This is a genomic window from [Mannheimia] succiniciproducens MBEL55E (genome assembly GCF_000007745.1).
GTDB classification, from domain to species: domain Bacteria; phylum Pseudomonadota; class Gammaproteobacteria; order Enterobacterales; family Pasteurellaceae; genus Basfia; species Basfia succiniciproducens.
On sequence record NC_006300.1, the window covers coordinates 2,095,969 to 2,114,998 of the forward strand.

17 protein-coding genes are annotated in these 19,030 nt (G+C 44.7%); 8 read left to right on the forward strand and 9 right to left on the reverse strand.

Going from position 1 to position 19,030, the window contains the following annotated elements:
• The first annotated feature begins 60 nt into the window (after positions 1 to 60).
• A complete protein-coding gene (locus tag MS_RS09800) occupies positions 61 to 1,005 on the forward strand; it encodes a DUF1848 domain-containing protein (protein WP_041640071.1) in 945 nt (314 codons plus the stop codon).
• Between the two features lie 191 nt (positions 1,006 to 1,196).
• On the opposite strand, the gene MS_RS09805 is transcribed toward MS_RS09800, so the two are convergent.
• From MS_RS09805 to MS_RS09830, 6 genes are all read right to left on the reverse strand, one after another.
• On the reverse strand, positions 1,197 to 2,162 hold the full coding sequence (locus tag MS_RS09805; protein ID WP_041640265.1) for a carboxymuconolactone decarboxylase family protein: 966 nt from the start codon (positions 2,160 to 2,162) through the stop codon (positions 1,197 to 1,199).
• Between the two features lie 135 nt (positions 2,163 to 2,297).
• Positions 2,298 to 2,831 (reverse strand): flavodoxin family protein, encoded by a 534-nt coding sequence (locus MS_RS09810; protein ID WP_011201311.1) that lies wholly within the window; start codon positions 2,829 to 2,831, stop codon positions 2,298 to 2,300.
• Between the two features lie 111 nt (positions 2,832 to 2,942).
• Positions 2,943 to 3,359: a DUF2255 family protein gene (locus MS_RS09815; protein ID WP_011201312.1), complete on the reverse strand. Its 417-nt coding sequence runs from the start codon at positions 3,357 to 3,359 to the stop codon at positions 2,943 to 2,945.
• Positions 3,360 to 3,398: 39 nt separating this feature from the next.
• Positions 3,399 to 4,445, reverse strand: coding sequence for an alpha/beta hydrolase (locus MS_RS09820; RefSeq protein ID WP_011201313.1), 1,047 nt, complete (start codon positions 4,443 to 4,445; stop codon positions 3,399 to 3,401).
• Positions 4,446 to 4,499: 54 nt separating this feature from the next.
• Positions 4,500 to 5,090 carry an NAD(P)H-dependent oxidoreductase gene (locus MS_RS09825; protein WP_041640072.1) on the reverse strand — a complete coding sequence of 197 codons (591 nt, stop codon included), beginning with the start codon at positions 5,088 to 5,090 and terminating at the stop codon, positions 4,500 to 4,502.
• 86 nt (positions 5,091 to 5,176) lie between these two features.
• Positions 5,177 to 5,926, reverse strand: a complete 750-nt coding sequence (locus MS_RS09830) for an SDR family oxidoreductase (RefSeq protein WP_011201315.1) — start codon at positions 5,924 to 5,926, stop codon at positions 5,177 to 5,179.
• Between the two features lie 334 nt (positions 5,927 to 6,260).
• Between MS_RS09830 and MS_RS09835 the strand changes: the two genes are divergently transcribed.
• The 6 genes from MS_RS09835 to MS_RS09860 all read left to right on the forward strand — a co-directional run bounded on the left by MS_RS09835 (position 6,261) and on the right by MS_RS09860 (position 15,124).
• Positions 6,261 to 8,459 (forward strand): type I restriction-modification system subunit M, encoded by a 2,199-nt coding sequence (locus MS_RS09835; protein ID WP_011201317.1) that lies wholly within the window; start codon positions 6,261 to 6,263, stop codon positions 8,457 to 8,459.
• A gap of 11 nt (positions 8,460 to 8,470) precedes the next feature.
• On the forward strand, positions 8,471 to 9,490 hold the full coding sequence (locus MS_RS09840; RefSeq protein ID WP_011201318.1) for a DNA-binding protein: 1,020 nt from the start codon (positions 8,471 to 8,473) through the stop codon (positions 9,488 to 9,490).
• Between the two features lies 1 nt (position 9,491).
• The gene (locus tag MS_RS09845) at positions 9,492 to 9,950 is read left to right on the forward strand and encodes a type II toxin-antitoxin system death-on-curing family toxin (protein WP_011201319.1); all 459 of its coding nucleotides are present in this window, start codon (positions 9,492 to 9,494) and stop codon (positions 9,948 to 9,950) included.
• A gap of 60 nt (positions 9,951 to 10,010) precedes the next feature.
• A complete protein-coding gene (locus MS_RS11240; protein ID WP_226977686.1) occupies positions 10,011 to 10,448 on the forward strand; it encodes a Fic family protein in 438 nt (145 codons plus the stop codon).
• A gap of 248 nt (positions 10,449 to 10,696) precedes the next feature.
• Complete coding sequence (locus MS_RS10905; protein ID WP_011201321.1) at positions 10,697 to 12,046, forward strand: restriction endonuclease subunit S; 1,350 nt, start codon at positions 10,697 to 10,699, stop codon at positions 12,044 to 12,046.
• A gap of 15 nt (positions 12,047 to 12,061) precedes the next feature.
• A complete protein-coding gene (locus MS_RS09860; RefSeq protein WP_011201323.1) occupies positions 12,062 to 15,124 on the forward strand; it encodes a type I restriction endonuclease subunit R in 3,063 nt (1,020 codons plus the stop codon).
• Between the two features lie 66 nt (positions 15,125 to 15,190).
• Here the strand turns inward: MS_RS09860 and MS_RS09865 are convergent, their stop codons facing one another.
• Positions 15,191 to 16,273: an alpha/beta hydrolase gene (locus MS_RS09865; protein WP_011201324.1), complete on the reverse strand. Its 1,083-nt coding sequence runs from the start codon at positions 16,271 to 16,273 to the stop codon at positions 15,191 to 15,193.
• A 172-nt stretch (positions 16,274 to 16,445) separates the two neighbouring features.
• Between MS_RS09865 and MS_RS09870 the strand changes: the two genes are divergently transcribed.
• Positions 16,446 to 17,300, forward strand: coding sequence for a helix-turn-helix transcriptional regulator (locus MS_RS09870; RefSeq protein WP_011201325.1), 855 nt, complete (start codon positions 16,446 to 16,448; stop codon positions 17,298 to 17,300).
• Between the two features lie 204 nt (positions 17,301 to 17,504).
• On the opposite strand, the gene MS_RS09875 is transcribed toward MS_RS09870, so the two are convergent.
• A complete protein-coding gene (locus MS_RS09875; protein ID WP_041640073.1) occupies positions 17,505 to 18,059 on the reverse strand; it encodes a YbhB/YbcL family Raf kinase inhibitor-like protein in 555 nt (184 codons plus the stop codon).
• 92 nt (positions 18,060 to 18,151) lie between these two features.
• Positions 18,152 to 18,979, reverse strand: a complete 828-nt coding sequence (locus MS_RS09880) for an SDR family NAD(P)-dependent oxidoreductase (protein ID WP_157847503.1) — start codon at positions 18,977 to 18,979, stop codon at positions 18,152 to 18,154.
• Positions 18,980 to 19,030: the final 51 nt, after the last annotated feature.

Below are 19,030 nucleotides of genomic sequence, written 5' to 3' on the forward strand. Positions count from 1 at the left end.
TCGTTTTTAGGCAAGTTTTTGTAAAAAAAAAACAACCGCTTGCATTCACAAAGGAAAACTATGATTATCAACACAGGCGGGCGCACGGACACGGTGCATTATTATTCGAAGTGGTTACTCAAACGCTTTGAAGAAGGCTATGTGCTGTCGCGTAATCCGCTGTTCCCGAATAAAGTTACCCGTTATGAATTGACTCCGGATAAAGTGGATTGCGTGGTGTTTTGTTCAAAGAATTACCGTCCAATTTTGCCGGATTTGCACAAAATCACCGATCGTTTTAACACCTATTTTCATTACACCATCACTGCCTACGGCAAAGATATTGAGCCGGGCGTGCAGACCATTGAGAAAAGTGTTGAAACTCTGAAGCGGTTGGCAGACATTGTGGGTAAACAACGCATTGCCTGGCGTTATGATCCGGTGTTACTAACCGAAAAATATACTATCGAACGTCATTTGGAAACTTTTGATTATCTCGCTCGCGAGCTCACACCTTATGTGGATCGTTGCATTTTTAGTTTTGTGGAAATGTATAAAAAATTAGCGGTGAATATGCCCGAAATTATTTTGCTCACGGATGAAGATAAACACCGTTTAGCAAAAGCTATGGGCGAAATTGCGCAACGTTACGGTTTATATCTACAAACTTGCGCGACCGAAGGCGATTTTTCCGCTTACGGCATTCACGGCTCGGGTTGTATGACGCTTGATATTATCGGGCGTGCCAACGGCGTGAATTTTAAATCGCTTAAACATAAAGGCAACCGACAACATTGCGGTTGTGTGGAAAGTCGTGACATTGGCGCCTATGACAGTTGTCCCAGCGGTTGCAAATATTGTTATGCCAATAAAAGCCCCGCTAAAGCCCGTGCGATGCAGCAATATCACGATCCGGATTCGCCCTTATTGCTTGGACATTTGCGTGAAACGGATGTTGTCACTCAAAGCCCGCAAAAGAGCTTTCTTGCCCCGCAGCAAATGGATTTAATTGGATTGTGGGGATAATTTAAACAAGCCATAATTCCACCACCATCTGAAATTCCTTAGAGTTTCCCTTACAATTCGGATAGAACTCCACTCTAAGGGAATGACAAAATGCTAACCTAGGGTATACGTACCCTAGATCGTTTAAGAAAAACCAAGCGGTCGAATTCTGGAAAAACTTTGCTAAACCCGACCGCACTTTTCTATTTCATCTATTTCAACTTCGCATATTCCTCGTCGGACACCCGTTCCGCCCATTCATTACTGGTGTTTTCCCCTTCAATTTCTACGGCTAGATGTTGGAACCAGGAGTCTTTGGCTGCGCCGTGCCAGTGTTTGACATTGGCGGGGATATGTACCACATCGCCCGGTTTGAGTTCTTGTGCCGGTTTGCCCCATTCCTGATAATAGCCGCGTCCTGCGGTGACGATTAGCATTTGTCCGCCGCCTTTGGTGGCGTGATGGATATGCCAGTCGTTGCGGCAACTTGGCTCAAAGGTTACGTTGAACATTTTTACCTGTTCGGTAGAAACCGGATAAAGATAGCTTTTGCCGGTGAAATATTGCGCGTAGGCATCATTCGGTTCGCCGATGGGGAATTGGCTGAGTTGCGGCAAGCCAGACGGTTGAATGGCTTTGATGGCTGCGATTTGTTCGTCGTTTACGCCGTTTTTCTTGCTGATACCGATATGTGCGTTAAGCTGGCTTTCCACGCCTTGCAAATGGCTTAATGCGCCGACTGTCACGATTTCGCGCTCTTGCCAGTTAAGTAGATCACTGGCAAAAATATCGCCGAATAAATGGGTTTTCAAATAGCGGTCAATTTCCGGTGACAGTGCCGAAATATCCACTTTTTGTCCAGTGAGTTCGGTTTGGGTTTGGCTGCCGAGTGCCAGAATATCGGTATTTGCCGGTAATGGGGTGGCGGTTTTGCCCTGTTCGCTTTTTAAGCCTTTTGCTTCACGTTCTTTTACCGTTTCAGCTAAGGCGTTTAAGGCATTTAAGCTGCGCGGAAAGCCGGTATAAGCATAAAGTTGCACCATAGCGTCTTTAATTTCGTTTACGCTTAAACCGCTATCCAACGCCTGATTGACTGCGGTTTTCAAACTCTCCATATCGCCGGTTGCGGTAAAGGCACCGATTTGTGCCAGACTAAGTTGGCGTGCTGAAAGTGTCATTTGCTTTACTCCTTGAGTGGTTTGTGCGGCGGATTGCGTGTCAGCGGCAAACATTGTCGTTGGCAGAGAAAGCGCGCTTGCTATAAAAAGAATTTTGCTCAGTTTTTTCATCGCTTTCACCCTTTGCTCATTATTTTATGCACTGATGGATTTTCCCAGTGCATAGGCTTCTTGCAGGTGTTTAGCTAGTTTGGCGGCATTCCAGGAATCTTCCGCCACAATGGTACCGATGTTCTGCCAGCGCATATATTTTTGGATGATGTTGAAGTGATCTTTCATCGGTTTTAAATCATCACCCTCGCCGTAGCCTGCCATGATCACAGCGCTTTGTTTGTCGTCTTTCAGTTCGTGGTTAATGGAATAAAAACGGTCGATGACCGCTTTGAGCTGGGCGTTCATACCGAAATAATAGAGCGACGACACGAATACGACAACATCGGCTTCAATCAGTTTGGGTAAGACTTCTCGGCTGACAATGTCGTTATCTGCAATCGTTCTTTCACTGGCATCAAGCTGCAAAAAGTGTAATTCACCTAAGGGCTGTAAGCCTGCATCAAAGCGGAAGACATCATTGCCTGCTTCTTTTGCGCCTTTGACAAATTCATCTGCCAAGCGACTTGATGCACCGTTCGGGTGAGGGCTGCCGGTCAGTACCAGTATTTTTTTCATGATTCGCTCCTATATCTTGTTAGCAAGCGGGTAGGTTAGTGTGGCAACTTTTGCCAAAATACGCCAAAAATCGACCGCACTTTAGCTTGCACTAAGCTATGTTGATTAAAATTAAGCCGGAATTACTTCCACCGTTGCCGCACGGCTGCCGGCGCTTATCATATGGCTCATATATCGGCTTGAGCTATATTTGGTGCGGTAAGCGTCGTCGATTTTTTGGTTCAACGCTTCATCTTTAATCGGTTCGAATTTCACCTCGAACACCTGATCGATGGCATGAATTTTGCCGGCTTTTTGCGCAAGGGCGGATTGATACCAGCGGGAATTGGTGCCGTAATAGGCGCGTACGAATAAACGCCCGTCCACCGCCACTTCCCAAATCCAGGTCGGGGTGCCTGTGCTGGTCATATCCGGATGAAATGGGGCGATTTTGAGATCGTCCGCTTGGCAGATTTGCTTTAATGTATTGCTATCCCACATTTTTTTCTCCTGTTTCGTTTGCTTTAAAAGTGCGGTCGGTTTTGCCACAGTTTTTATTTTCTCCTTCTCTAAACAGAGGAATTATTACTATTTTGCCAACATTTGTTGGATCGCATTGGTGCGCGCCAGCTTGTAAGCCAGCGTTTGCGACGCATTCGGGTTGAATATTTCAAAGGCGTGATAAACACCGGAAACCAGCTGTAAATCCGTCGGCACGCCCGCTTGTACCAGGCGGTTGGCATAATCCATATCTTCATTGGCAAACAGATCCAAGCTACCTACCATCATATAGGTAGGCGGTAAACCGGCGAGATCCGTAGCGGTTGCCGCCGAATAGTAAGGCATTTCCGCTTGCGCAATAGTTTGTCCGCCGCGTAACGTCTCCCAACCGATACGGTTGTATTCCGCCGTCCACACATAGCCGCCGGTATAAGGCGTGTTGTACAGGCTTTGAGAGGTGCCGGTGCGATAATCCAGCATCGGATAAATCAAGACCTGCCCCGCCAGTTTGAACTCGCCTTTATCGCGCACTTTCAGTGCTAAACGAGCCGCCAGCCCGCCACCGGCACTCTCGCCCATAATCACCACTTTATTGGTGTCGGCATTGAGTTTTTGCCCGTTCTTAAACAGATAGGCTAAGCCGTGATAAGCGTCATCAATATCGGCAGGGTAAGGCGTTTGACTTGCCAAGCGGTATTCCACACTGATCACCACCGCCTTATTGAGATCCGCCAGCTCCGCCAACGCCGCATTGTTTTGGCGGGCATTGCCGAATAAATAGCCGCCGCCGTGCATAAAATAGATCACCGGCAATTTTTCATTTTTTGCTGTTGCCGGACGGTAGATGTAGAGATCCACCGCCGGTTGCGCTCCTTGTGCCGGCGCGGTGATTTTCTCATTCGGTTGCACTTCTGATTGCTCGGCAGCCTGTAAAAACGCTGCGTTTAATTCGGTAAGCTTGGCTTTATCCTGCAATTGTTCTGGAGTGAAGCGCACGCTTTCCAGCAAACTCAAATCGCGAAATTCCGATGCCAGCAGAGGATAGGACGGATGATTTTTGCCTCCATCGGCGGCGACATTCAACGCCACTCCGAGGCTTAACAAAAGTGCGGTTAGTTTTAGCAAGATTTTCATAAATTACTCCTGCGGTTTAATTTAGGGATTGGGTGGGATTTATCCCACCATCTATCACTGCATAAGCCGTTCAATCAGCTGCTGTTGATAATTCGCTAATTCACTGCTTCTGACACCTTGAAACACCAACGGCGGTAAATAGGTCATACCGCAATGCAGGGCGCTGGCTTTCATTGGTAGGAACACATCCGCCAGCTCTACGCCGACACGCCCGTTTTTGCCATAGGTTTCGCTTCCGCCTGCGGCGGTGGAAACCACCAACATTTCTTTGCCTTGCCACAAGCCAGGTCCGACGCTGCCCCAAGTCTCATTCAGATAGGCTTTCATCATCGGCGTGATATTGAACCAGTGGGTCGGGAAGATAAAGACCACGCGGTCGTGGGCGCGCATAATGCGGCGTTCCTCATCGCCTTTAACGGCACGGGTATCAAAGCCGTAAATGGTTTCCAGATTACGTACCGTTACGCCTTCCACGGTTTCTGCCGCCTGTTGTAAGCCTTTAATAAAGGTGGAACTTTCGGGATAGGGATGGGAAACAATCACTAAAGTCTTTTTGCTCGGTGTTTTCGCCTGCGCACGACCAAAAGGCATAGCGGCTACGGCGGCAAGAGCCACGCCCGCTTTCAGTAAATTTCTACGGTTCATATATTCCTCTCCTGAGGTGGAGTATCTACATTTGCAAAATATTGATAAAAAACGACCGCTTGTATGGTAACAAACGGTCAGAAAAATTACCAAGGCTGAGTGGTCGGTCCGATGGTGAACTCACTCACATTGGTGTCATCCGGTTGGCTTAAGGCAAAAGCAACTACGTTAGCAACGCGTTCCGCCGGAATCTCATAGGTATCATAAAGTTGGCGATAGCCCTGAGAAGTCGTCTCATCGGTAATACCCGCCACCAATTCGGACTGTACCGCCGCAGGATAAATAGTCGCGGTGCGAATATTGGTGCCCGCTTGTGCGCTTTCCATTCTCAAGCCTTCCATAATCGCTTTGACCGCCCATTTGGTACCGCAATACACCGTACCTCCTGGATACACTTTCAAACCCGCTACGGAAGATGTCGCCAATACGTGCCCTGATTTCTGCGCTTCAAAGGTCGGCAACACTGCCGCAATCCCGTTCAACACGCCCTTGATATTGACGTCGATCATACGGTTCCAGTTATCGGTTTCCAATGCGGAAAGCGGTGCGCTCGGCATCAAACCGGCATTTAAGAAAATCGCATCCACTTTGCCGAAGGCGGATTTCGCCAATTCAACCAAAGCTTGATTATCTTCGGGTTTCACCACATCGGTAACCCGATATACCGCTTCACCGCCTTTGGCTTTAATATTGTCGGCAATGGCTTTTAATTGCGCTTCACGACGCGCCGCCAGCACGATTTTCGCTCCCTGTTCCGCTAATTTATAAGCGGTCGCTTCGCCGATACCGGAGGACGCACCGGTGATGATAACGACTTTACCTTGAATATTGTTCATAATCCGTTTCCTCTTTGTGTGATAATCAGTTTGAGTATACGCCCGTTTTTTATTCGTTTGTATTATGAATTTCCGAATTCACTGTTAGATAAAAACGAATAATTTACAGGATTGATATAAATATCATAACGCAGTCTTGAATTCCCCAAAATGAATAAAATCAGAAAACAGAATTCCGGAAAGTGAGATTATTAGGATGTAAAAATAGTTATCCAACTTTTTTCAAAAGTAAAGTTTTAAGAGATATTATGTTTTATCGTCATCTTTTTATCTTCTGTTTCATTACTGCCTTTGTTAAAATCCTGCTAATTTTTATCTGCAATAATTAAATTTTATGACAACCGATAACCTCCACACCAAACAATCCACCATTTCATCCGTTATTTGGAGTATGGCGAATATGCTGCGCGGTACTTATCGTCCGCCACAATACCGCCGCGTGATGTTGCCGTTAATTGTGCTGGCACGTTTTGATGCGATTCTTGCGCCCTATACCGACGCCATGAAAGCCAAAGCCGATGAGTTGCAAGCCATGGGCGGCAAAGCTCCCGAAGGTGCACTCTATGAAATGGCGCTGACCAAAGCAGCCGACCCCAATCGCAAACAACCGCTGTACAACACCAGCGGCTACAACCTGCAACGCCTGCTTGCCGACCAAGACCATATCGCCGCTAATCTGGTGAAATACCTGCAAGGCTTTTCTGCCAAAGCGAAAGACATTTTCGATAAATTTGAATTTGAAAACGAAATTGAAAAACTCGACAGCAGCAACCGTCTGTATGCCGTGGTGTCCCAATTTCAAAAAGACCTCAAAGAAAACGGTATCGATCTTTCGCCTCAATCCATTTCTAATCTACAAATGGGCTACATCTTTGAAGAATTAGTGCGTAAGTTTAACGAGCAGGCTAACGAAGAAGCCGGTGATCACTTTACCCCGCGCGAAGTCATCAACTTAATGGTTAACCTGATTTTCGAAGAAGACCAGCAACGCCTCAGCCAGCCGCACGCCATTGCCAGCATTTACGACCCCACAGCGGGTACGGGCGGTATGCTTTCAGAGTCGGAAAAACATCTGAAAAGCTACAACGACAGCATTAAGCTGCAATTGTTCGGGCAGGAATATAACGCCGAATCTTATGCCATCTGCTGCGCCGACTTACTGATTAAAGACGAACCCATCAGCAATCTGGTGTTTGGCGACACCTTGGGCGTGAAAAACAGCAAAAACACCGGTACAGGCTTTGTCCCGCACGACGGACATCAAACCAAAAAGTTTGACTATATGTTTTCCAACCCGCCTTTTGGCGTGGAGTGGAAAAACGAGCAAGACTTTATCAATGATGAAGCGAAAAGCGGGTTTGCCGGACGCTTTGGCGCAGGTTTGCCGCGTATTAACGACGGCTCATTGCTGTTCTTACAACATATGATTTCTAAAATGAAGCCGGTAGAAGAAGGCGGCTCGCGCATTGCAGTGGTATTTAACGGTTCACCCCTCTTTACAGGTGATGCGGGTTCAGGCGAAAGCAACATCCGCCGTTGGATTATCGAAAATGACTGGTTAGAAGCCATTATCGCCCTGCCCGACCAACTTTTCTACAACACCGGCATTTACACCTATGTTTGGATTGTCAGCAATAAAAAGTCAGACCGACGCAAAGGCAAAGTGCAACTGATTGACGGCACACAGCATTATCAGAAAATGGCAAAAAGCTTAGGGGATAAACGCAACGAGCTTTCTCCCGCACAAATTGCCGATTTAACCCGGCTTTATGCGGATTTCAAAGACGGTGCAAGCGGTCGGATTTCAACAAAATTTTGCAGTAAGATTTTTAATAACCAAGATTTCGGCTATTTAAAATTAACCGTAGAGCGCCCGTTGCGCCTCAATTTCCAAGCCGGTCAAGAGCGCATTGAAAAAGTCAAAACGCAAACCGCCTTTATCAACCTTGCCGTAAGTAAAAAGCGCAAAGACGAAGCGCAAATCAAAGCGGAAGAAGCAGAAGGACAACGCCAGCAACAAGCGATTCTGGCTGCGCTTTCAACTATCGGCGATGGGCTTTATCAAAACCGCACTGCTTTCTTAAAATTACTCGATAAAGCCTTAAAAGGGTTAGATTTCAAACTAGGCGCCCCGCTGAAAAAAGCAATAATAGAAGCCTTGAGCGAACGTGACCAAAGCGCAGACATCTGCTTAGACAGCAAAGGCAATCCGGAAGCCGACAGCCAGCTACGCGATACCGAACTTGTACCACTGCCAAAAGAAATCACTTTACCACTGCCGGTAGATTACGGGGAGGGTAAAACCGATGAGTTGGTCAAACAAGTCAAAGCGCACTGCGAAGCTTATTTACAGGCGGAAGTATTACCCCATGTGGATCATGCCTGGATTGATTACAGCAAAACCAAAGTCGGCTACGAAATCCCGATTAACCGCCATTTTTACCAATACCAACCGCCTAGAGCATTGGATGAAATTAAAGCTGAAATTAGCGAGCTGGAAGCGGAGATTATGGCGATGTTGGGGAATGTTTAGGAGAAAACCAAATGAATAACGATTTAACTACATCTGCAATTGCACGTAATAACGTACTCAATAATAAATATGCACTTGCAGAATTAGAAACTAATCTTCAATTAGGAGGGCTCTCTTTTGAAGGAGAGACCGTATTTACCAAGCAGCAAGCAGCTCAAATTTTAGATGTTACAGAAAGAACCATTGATAATTATATCGCTAGTTCAGGTGATGAATTAGAGAAAAATGGTTATCGTATTTTAAGAGGAAAATCTTTAAAAAACATAAGGTTAGCCTATGTCGACGAAATGAATTTCGTCGACATCAGCCCTAAAGCACCATCACTCGGTATTTTTACATTTAGAGCTTTACTTAATTTGGCAATGTTGGTTACAGAAAGTGAACGAGCTAAATTTATTCGTAGCCGAATGTTAGATATTGTGATTGATGTTATTGCTCAAAAATCAGGTGGGAAAACAACTTTTATTAACCAAAGGGATGTTGATTATTTACCAGCCGCCTATCAAGAAGAAAGTTACCGTAAACAATTTACTAATGCTTTACGGGATTATTTGGAAATGAGCAATGTCAAATATGGTATTTATACGGATAAGATTTACCAAATTATTTTTTGTGAGAATACTAAAGAATATCGCCAGATACTTAAATTAGCTGAAAAAGATAAAACTCGTGAAACAATGTATGCTGAAGTATTAAAAGCAATTGGTAGCTTTGAAACTGGTTTGGCTGCAGGAATGAAGCAAAAATCAGAAATGCTAGGAAGAAAATTAACGCCTACAGAGTTAAATGAATTACTTGCCGAAGCTGCGTCAAATCCATTTTTGCAGCCTTTTATCTTAGATGCTCGCACTAAAATGTCGAGTAGAGACTTAGGTTTTAGAGAAGTATTACATGAAAAACTAGAAAAATATATTCAAGCGATACCTGAAAATGATTTTGAACGCTTTCTAGGAGAGCGTAGTCGTTCATTAAAAGAGCAACTAGAAGATGCTGAAACCCTTGCAGTATTACAACGTTTAAAGGATCGCTAAAATGAATGTACCAATTCTTTATTTCGATGTAGTGCACAGTATTCAAATACACGATTGGATCATCGAAAAATCAGGTGGTTTAGCTGGATTGTACCCCGATGGTACGGGTAAATTAGAAAGTGTTTTAGAGCATATTCAAAATGATCTTTATTATCCTAATTTTGAAGATAAATTGGTTCATTTAATTTATTCGATCAATAAATTACATGCATTTCTTGATGGTAATAAGCGATCAAGTATCGTGCTAGGATCTTACTTTTTAGAACTAAATGGCTACGATTACTGTGTAAAAGAATTTACTATTAAAATGGAAAATATTGTTGTCTGGTTAGCGGAAAGTAAAATTTCTAAGGAATTATTACTTAAATTAGTATGCTCTATTTTAAATAATGAAGAGCAGTATAGTGATGAATTAAAATATGAATTAATTTGTGCAACAAGTGATGATTTTGGTAACTAAAATGTAGGTAGGGCATTTATGCTCGACATAAAGCCGATATTGGCAATAAAAGGAACTTCTATGTTAATTTGGAACGATATTGAGCGTAATGAGCTTATGTATCACTTAGTCGGTTTTGATTTAGAAAATAGTAATGTAATCCAAAACAAATCAAATTCTGATTACATTGCGACTTTAGCAGATGGTCAAGCTGAAAAGAATTTATATAACAATGAGTTAGATAGCGGTTCAACTATACCCCTAGTTTCAAAAGAGCAAGAAAACGACCCAGTTACCGACCTAGTTACACCCCTAGCTGAAACTTTAGTTCGATTAATGGAAGTATTGGGTAATGAAGAAAAGGGAATTGTTCAACTAGGCATTGAACTGTCAGTGGCAGATAAGAAAAATATACGAAAAACTTATATAGAACCAGCGTTAAAATTAGGTTTGATTGAAAGGACAATCCCCGAAAAACCGACTAGCCCAAATCAAAAGTACCGCAAAATAAAACATTAAACTATACGTAAAGTAAGTCGGGCACTTATGGCAGACAATCAGCACACAAATGGTTTAAGCAAGGTTTAGCCTTTGTTAAGCAAGATTAAACAATATTTTTAACCTATTGATTTATATTGAATTTATTTTAATAAACAAGATTTCATATCAAATAAGCAAGTTTAATATTGAAATAAGCAAGATTTGTAGTCGGGCATTTATGCCCGACAAACATATACAACCGCTCAAAAAGCAGAGATTTTTTACAAATGCAAAAATACGATAAATATAAACCCAGTGGCGTAGAATGGCTAGGCGATGTGCCTGAGGGGTGGGAAGTTACTAAAATCAAATATATTGCAGAGCTTACTCCTAAAAAATCAGAATTAACCGAATTGGATAAAGAATGTAGCTTTGTTCCAATGGAAAAACTCAAATTAGGCAATTTGGTGCTTGATGAAACACGCACTATTAGCGATGTATATAATGGCTATACTTATTTTGAAGATAATGATTTATTAATTGCAAAAGTTACCCCCTGCTTTGAAAATAAAAATTTTGTCATTGCAGAAAAACTTGTTAATGGCATTGGTTTTGGTTCATCTGAAATTTATGTGTTAAGGGTTAAAAATTGCTTAAACCGTTACCTATTTTACCGGCTACAAGAAAATACATTTATGGATTTAGCGATAGGTTCAATGACTGGAGCGGGAGGGTTAAAACGTATTCCATCTGAGTTTTTAAATAATTATTCCATTGCTCTTCCCCCATTAGAAGAACAAACCGCCATCGCCCATTATCTCGATCAAAAAACCGCCTATATCGACCGCCTGATCGACCGCCAGCAAACGCTGTTGGAAAAATTAAGCGAAAAACGCACCGCACTTATTACCGAAGCGGTGTGCGGGCGGTTGCCAATCGCCCCTTATTCCGCTTCACTAAAGAGGGGAACCGGTTTTGATGAAGAAAACGGATCGCCAAATACCGCACAAACCGCCCCCCTCTTTAGCAAAGAGGGGTTGGGGGAGATTTGTCTAAAAGACAGCGGAATTCAATGGTTGGGAAAAGTGCCGGAGGGGTGGGAAGTTATTCGCTTGCGTTTTCTTTGTAATATTCAAACAGGTAATATGGATACGCAAGATAATGAACCTGATGGCATTTATCCATTTTATGTTCGATCTCCAATTATTGAACGTAGCAATAATTATACATTTGAAGATGATGAGGCTGTTTTAATGGCTGGTGATGGGGTTGGAGCTGGGAAAGTTTTTCATTATGTTCAAGGCAAATATGGATGCCATCAGCGTGTTTATAGTTTAAACCAGTTTCAAAACATTACAGGCAGATTTTTATTTTATTATTTGCGCGAATTTTTCAGTCGTAAAATCGAAGAAGGTGGAGCAAAATCAACGGTTGATTCGGTACGTTTACCAATGTTGAAAGATTTTCCTACTTGTGTTCCCCCACTCTCAGAACAAACCACCATCACCCACTACCTCGACCAAGAAACCGCTAAAATCGACCGTTTGCGTACGCAGATTGAAACGGTTATCGAACGTTTAAAAGAATACCGAATGGCGTTGATTACGCAGGTGGTTACGGGAAAAGTTAAGGTCTAACAATAAGGAAAAACCATGATTACCGAAAAAGACTTTGAAAATGAAATCGAGCGTTTTCTGTTGGCAGAGGGCGGTTATGTGCAAGGCAAGAATAGCGAATACAACAAAGAAACGGCGCTATTTGAAGAAGATGTACTTAGCTTTATTCAAACCACCCAGCCGAAACGTTGGGAACGGTTGGCGCAAGGGCAGAAAGCCAATGTGAAAGCGGTGCTGATTAAGGCGCTTTGCCAAGAATTGGAGGCAAAAGGTGCGCTTGATGTGTTGCGCCACGGTTTCCGCTGTTACGGTAAAACCTTTCAGACCGCCTATTTTGCGCCGAATACTTCTATTAATGAGGAAACGCAGCAGCGTTATGACGCCAATATTTTGAAAATTACCCGCCAAGTGGTCACGGAAGATGGCGACCGCCCTGATATTGTGTTGTCGCTCAACGGCATTCCGGTGGCAACGGCAGAGCTGAAAAATGTGTTGTCCGCCACCCATTGGACGGTGGAAGACGCTATTTATCAATATCGCAAGGAACGTAATCCAAAGGGAAAACTGTTTACCTTTAAAAAACGTACCTTAGTGCATTTTGCGGTGGATACCGAGGAAGTGTATATGACCACCAAGCTGGACGGCGAACAGACTTATTTTTTACCGTTCAACCGTGGCTACAACAAGGGCAGAGGCAATCCGCCCATAGCGGGGAATGTGAAAACCGCTTATTTGTGGGAGCAGATTTTAACCCGCCACAGCTTTTTGGAAATCATCGCCCGCTTTTTGCATTTGAGTGTGGAAGAAAAGAAAGTCCGTACCGATAGCGGATTAAGGCTCCTGCAAAAAGAAACGATGATTTTCCCGCGTTTCCATCAGCTGGACGCGGTGCGCCAATTGATTGCTCACAGCCGCGAACATGGTGCGGGGCGCAATTACCTGATTCAGCATTCCGCCGGCTCGGGCAAATCGAATACCATTGCTTGGCTGGCACACCAGCTAAGCAGCCTGCACAACCGTGATGACCAAAAGATTTTTAACTCGGTAATTGTGGTCACCGACCGTGTGGTACTCGACCGCCAATTACAAGCGACCATCAGCCAATTTGAACATAAAGACGGCGTGGTACAGAAAATCGAGCACAATTCACAGCAGCTTGCGGTAGCGATTGCCAGTGATACCCCGATTATCATTACTACTATCCAAAAATTCCCGTTTGTAATGGCGGCACTTGCCCGCAAGCAAGAGAGCGGAATCAATGTGGCGATTTCTACCGAAGGCAAGCAATTTGCGGTGATTGTGGATGAAGCCCATAGTTCGCAAAGTGGCGAAGCCGCAATGGAATTGCGTAAGGTGCTGAATAAAGACGGCATTGAAGCGGCGGTGATGGCGGAGTTTTTAGACGATGACGATGATGAAACCGGTTTAAGCGATGAAGCCAAAAAACAGCTGTTTATCGAAGCGGCTAAACGTCAGCGCCAGCCGAATTTGAGCTTTTTTGCCTTTACGGCGACACCCAAATGGAAAACCAAGGCTTTATTTGACGAACCGGGCGCAGACGGCAACACACCTTTCCATCATTACACGATGAAGCAGGCGATTGAAGAAGGCTTTATTTTGGATGTCTTGGAAAATTACGCCACTTGGAAACAGTATTTCAAGCTGCTGAAAATCAGTGAAAACGATAAAGAGCTGAGTAAAAGCAAAGCGAAAAAAGAGATGATGCGCTTTGTGAACCTGCATCCGAGTGTAATTGCACAAAAGGTAGAAATTATTGTCGAGCATTTCCGCACCACCACCATGCATAAAATCGGCGGGCGGGCGAAAGCGATGGTAGTGACCAACGGTCGGGAGCATGCCGTACGCTACAAATTAGCTTTTGATGAATATATTAAAGAAAAAGGCTATACGGGGATTAAATCTTTGGTGGCGTTTTCAGGCGGTATTACCCTCAAAGAAGCCCCTGAAAAGGAATATACCGAAGCGTTGATGAACGGCATTCGCGAAGTGGATTTGCCCGAGCAGTTTGCTTCCGAGCATTATCAAGTGCTGTTGGTGGCGGAGAAATATCAAACGGGCTTTGACCAGCCGTTGCTGCATACAATGTTTGTGGATAAAAAGCTCAGTGGCATTCAGGCGGTGCAAACGCTCTCCCGCCTAAACCGCTGCGCCAAAGGCAAAACGGATACCTTTGTGCTGGATTTTGTCAATCAGCCCGAAGATATTTACAAGGCATTTAAGCCGTTTTATGAAGTGACTGAATTGGGCGATATTCCAAGTAATGAAAAATTAGATGAACTGGCGGCTACTCTTGACCAGTGGAAAATCTACTTCCAACCGGAAATCCGCCAATTTGCCGAAATTTGGTTTAGCGCCAAACAGCAGCCGACAGGCTCGGAGCATAAACAATTAAACAGTATTTTAGATAAAGCCGTGGCGAGATTTTTAGCGGTGGGCGATGAGATTCAACAAGGGGTTGATGATTTATCCGAGCTGAAAAACGAACAGCAAAATCTGTTTAAAAGCCAATTGAAAAGCTATTTGAGTTTATATCAGTTTGTGTCGCAAATCATGGATTACAGCGATGATCTGCATGAACAACGCTATGTTTACCTGCGCGCACTGCAAAGCAAGCTGCCGAACAACAGCGACCGCAACAAGGTGGATTTAAGCAAAGATGTGGTGCTGCATTTCTATAAACTGCAAAAGCGCAGCGAGGGCAAGATTCACTTGGACGAGGGCGGAGCGGATCCGCTCAAAGGCGCAACCGACGTAGGCTCGGGGCGCGCCGACGCCACTGATGAACTTAGTAATATGGTGCAGGAAATCAATGGAATGTACGGTACTCAGTTTACAATTGCCGACCAACTTTTCTTTGAACAAATTATCGAAGATGCCTTAGCGGATAATGAAATTGTTGGCGCAGCGAAAAACAACAGCCTTGAAAGCTTTACCGCTTACTTTGCCGATAAACTGCTGGATTTACTGTTTCAACGTATGCAGGGCAATGAAGAAATCAGCAATCAGGTCATGAGTGACGAGAGCTTGAGAAACCGCGTCGTAAAACGCTTGGCGAAGCAGATTTATCAGCGGAAGTGAAATATTACAAGCGGTGGGTTTTTAAGTTTATTTTGCAAAAAACAGCTTCAAACCCACCGCTTGCGCTTATTTCAAATTCGCTTTAAAAAACTGTTCGAATTTGTCGTAAGGGATTTTGTTAGCTTGGTTATCATACAAATCGGTGTGGCTGGCGCCTTTGACGATATGGAGTTCTTTATCTTTACTGCCCAATGTTTTAAACGCGTCTTCCGAGAAATAACGTGAATGGGCGTTTTCCCCATGAACGATTAACGCCGGCGCGCGCAATTCCCCTGCGCGTTGCAGAATCGGCATATTGATGAAAGCAATCGGTGTCGTGGTGGTCCATGAACCGTTTGAGCCGACACTGCGCGGGTGGAAGCCGCGTTTGGTTTTGTAGAAATTCACGTAATCCGCAACGAATTTCGGGGTATCCGCATTTAACTCTTTTTCAGACGGTAATACCGGTGCGCCGGTGTTGGCGTAATCGTGGCTCATGGCTTCCCAGCGGGCGTTGTTTAGATCCTGTTTCATTTGGTAGCGGGCGTCGTTATCTACGCTGTCGTTGTAACCGTTTGCCATTACACGGGTCATATCGTACATAGTGCTGGTGGCTACCACTTTGATTCGAGGGTCGCCTACCGCAGCATTGAGTGCAAAGCCGCCCCAACCGCATACGCCCAACACGCCGATTTTTTCGCGATCCACATTTTCAAGGGAGCCTAAAAAGTCCGCGGCTGCCGAGAAATCTTCGGTGTTGATTTCAGGCGAAGCCAAATCACGCGGCAGCCCCGCACTTTCACCGGTGTATGAGCCGTCAAAAGCAATAGTAACAAAACCGCGCTCCGCTAAAGTTTGTGCATACAAGCCCGAAACTTGCTCTTTCACCGCACCAAAGGGACCGGAAACGGCAATCGCCTGCAATTTGCCCTGTGCATTTTTCGGCAGATATAAATCGCCGACCAAAGTAATACCGTAGCGGTTTTTAAAGGTGACTTTGCGGTGTTCAACTTTGTCTGATTTCGGGAATACTTTGTCCCATTCTTGGGTGAGCTGAATCGTTTGTGCCGGCATTTCTGCGACGGTCGCGGATTGTGTTTTTGCCATTGCGATGCCTCCTGATAGGGTTGTTGCTAAAATTAATGCGCTGGTTAATGCCTTCAATTTCATATTGCATCCTCTTATTTGGTTAAATTAACATCATTGTATTTGCTTTTTTTATTCCTTAAAATGAATAAAATCAGAAAACACAATTCCGGAAAATGAGATTATAAAAATGCTTTGCACTTTAGCCACAAGCGGTTAAATTAGTGCAAAACTTTGCAAAAACGGACCGCACTTTATGCCTAAACCTCTTATTCTTTCCCGCAAAAATCTGGCTAATCTCGGTAGTGTGATTCAGCAGCGCAAGCTGCTTTACACCAGAATGGCGGTGGATGAGCCGACTTTGCTTTATATTCAAGTGGGGCAAAAAACGCTGCGTTGGCGCGGACAGGAGCTGACCATTCAAGCCGGTGAAATGGTGTTGTTAGCGGCAGGACAAACCTTTGATGTGCTGAATAATCCCGATGCTAAATTAGGTTTTTATCAAGCCGGTTGGATAGCTTTGGAGCAAAGGGTGGTGGATGAATTTGCCGATCTGTTTGGCGTAGAAACCTATGTGCAAGAATTAGCCAAAATCCAACCGCTTGCGCCGTTAAAAGCTCATTTTGATGTCGTTAGGCAAGCGTTAGAAAATGATGAGGCGCCTGAGTTGGTATTAAAATTAAAATTGTTTGAATTACTTGCGTGGTTAAAAGCGGAGCATTTGAGTTTTGTACCGCACGAGAAGCATAACTTGCTGCGCCAGATTCGGAAGATGATTGCGTCTAATACGGCGTTTGAGTGGACGGCGGAAACCATCGCCCGGCAGTTGCATTTAAGTGAAACCTCATTACGCCGAGCATTGCAAAAATCAGACACGACCTTTCGTGAAGTGCTGACTGATGTACGGATGTCACGGGCGTTAACTTTACTACAAATCACAAAGTGGCAAGTGGCACGTATCGCTAACGAGGTGGGCTATGACAGCCCGTCCCGTTTTACGGTGCGCTTTAAACAACGTTTCGGTTTTTTACCTTCGGATATACGGGAAAATTTATCCCAACCGGTGCAAAACGAACAGCAAAAGCTGGTTCGCATCGGGGTAAAAAAATAGCTCAAGCTATGAGCTTGAGCTCAGACTGCTAACAAACCCCAAAAATTATTAAAAATCTGTAGGGTCAGGGTTTATCCCTGTCCATAACATATTGAATTATCAAATATTATCATAAAGGGTGGGGATAAACCCCACCCCTACGATAGACTTTGGCAATAATCTGAGTCCAAGCCAAGGACTGAGCTAATCACTATTGTGCTGGAATTAACGAGCTGTTTCTACTGTGACTTGCGCTTTGGCAATGGCGTTGGCATTTGTGAAGAAACCAACCAGTGCCGGCGTGCTGTCCGCCGTAACATTTGGTAGCTGCTCGACTTTTAATGCGGTAAGCGTGAATTCATAGCGATGTTTTTCATTTTCAGGCGGGCAAGCACCGCCGTATCCCGGAACGCCGAAGTCGGTACGGGTTTGCAATGCCCCTTTCGGTAAGTTGTTATCTTTTGCATCAATACCAGCGGGTAATTTACTCACATTCGCCGGAATATTCACCACTTCCCAATGCACCCAGCCTAAACCTGTCGGCGCATCTTTATCATATACCGTAAGCACGAAGCTTTTTGTACCTTTCGGTGCGTTTTTCCATTCGATTTCAGGGGAAATATTCTCGCCTGCACAACCAAAGCCATATTCTGCGCTTAACAGATGTTTGTTTTGGAATTTGCCATTTTCTACCCCCTTCACTTTTAGTGTAAAGGAATCGTCCGCCATGGCTGAAAAAGACGCACAAAGTGCGGTCGCAATAAGTAATTTTTTAAACATAATCATTCCTAATGGTGAAAAATCCCTCGCAGTATAAGAAAATTCACTTTAAGGAAATGTGCCGTTTCAGCCAATTACTGTGCTGAATTTAGCTACTCGGGCAATTTTACACCGGTGATTTTTTCTAATGCCTGCCATAATACCGCTTGTTGAGCGGAATCTTCACTATCTCGACGATAATGGGAATCCGGCTGTTTATTGAAAAAATATCCGCCGCTGGTTTGTGCGGCGGGATCGGTTCCCTCCGCAAGCCAGACCAAGGTTTCATAGGCTTGACGTAGCGGATCAGGCGCGCTGCCGCCGCTCATTTTAGTCCCGACCCAGCCCGGATGCATCGCATTGACCCGCACCTTCGACCAACGCACCGCCAAACTTTTCGCCAAGGTCAGCAGCTGCAGTTTGCTGTCGCTGTATCCTACATTTCCCGCATTGAATGCGTCTAAGCGGAGTTCGCCGCCGTTGTGCATATTGGAGCTGACATAAATCAGAGTTTGCGGTTGAGTGATTTTTGCCGTCAATACGTAAGGCGCAAGCAAATTGATCTGGAAAATGTTTTCGCCGCGATAAACGCCGGCATTGTGAATAATTACGTCAAACCGCCCGAGGGCATTGACCTGATCGGCAATTTTGTCCACTTCATCGGGTTTTGCCAAATCGCCGATAACCACATGCTTTATTTCGGGTAAATCCCGTTTCACATCAGCGGCACGTTTGGCGTCTCTGGCATGCGCCACCACTTCGTAACCTTTTGCCAACAGCATTTTAGCCGTCAGCTCGCCGATACCGGCGGAAGAACCGGTAATAAAAATCCGTTTTGTCGGTTTCGGATTGAGCGGACGGATATGTTTCTCAATATATTCCATTTCCGCCGCCACTTCTTCGGTGTTGTAGCTGCCCACACCATATTTTGTCTGTGCCATAGTCACCTCTGTGAAAATCAGCCCGCTAAACAGGGTCAGGATTATTTTTTT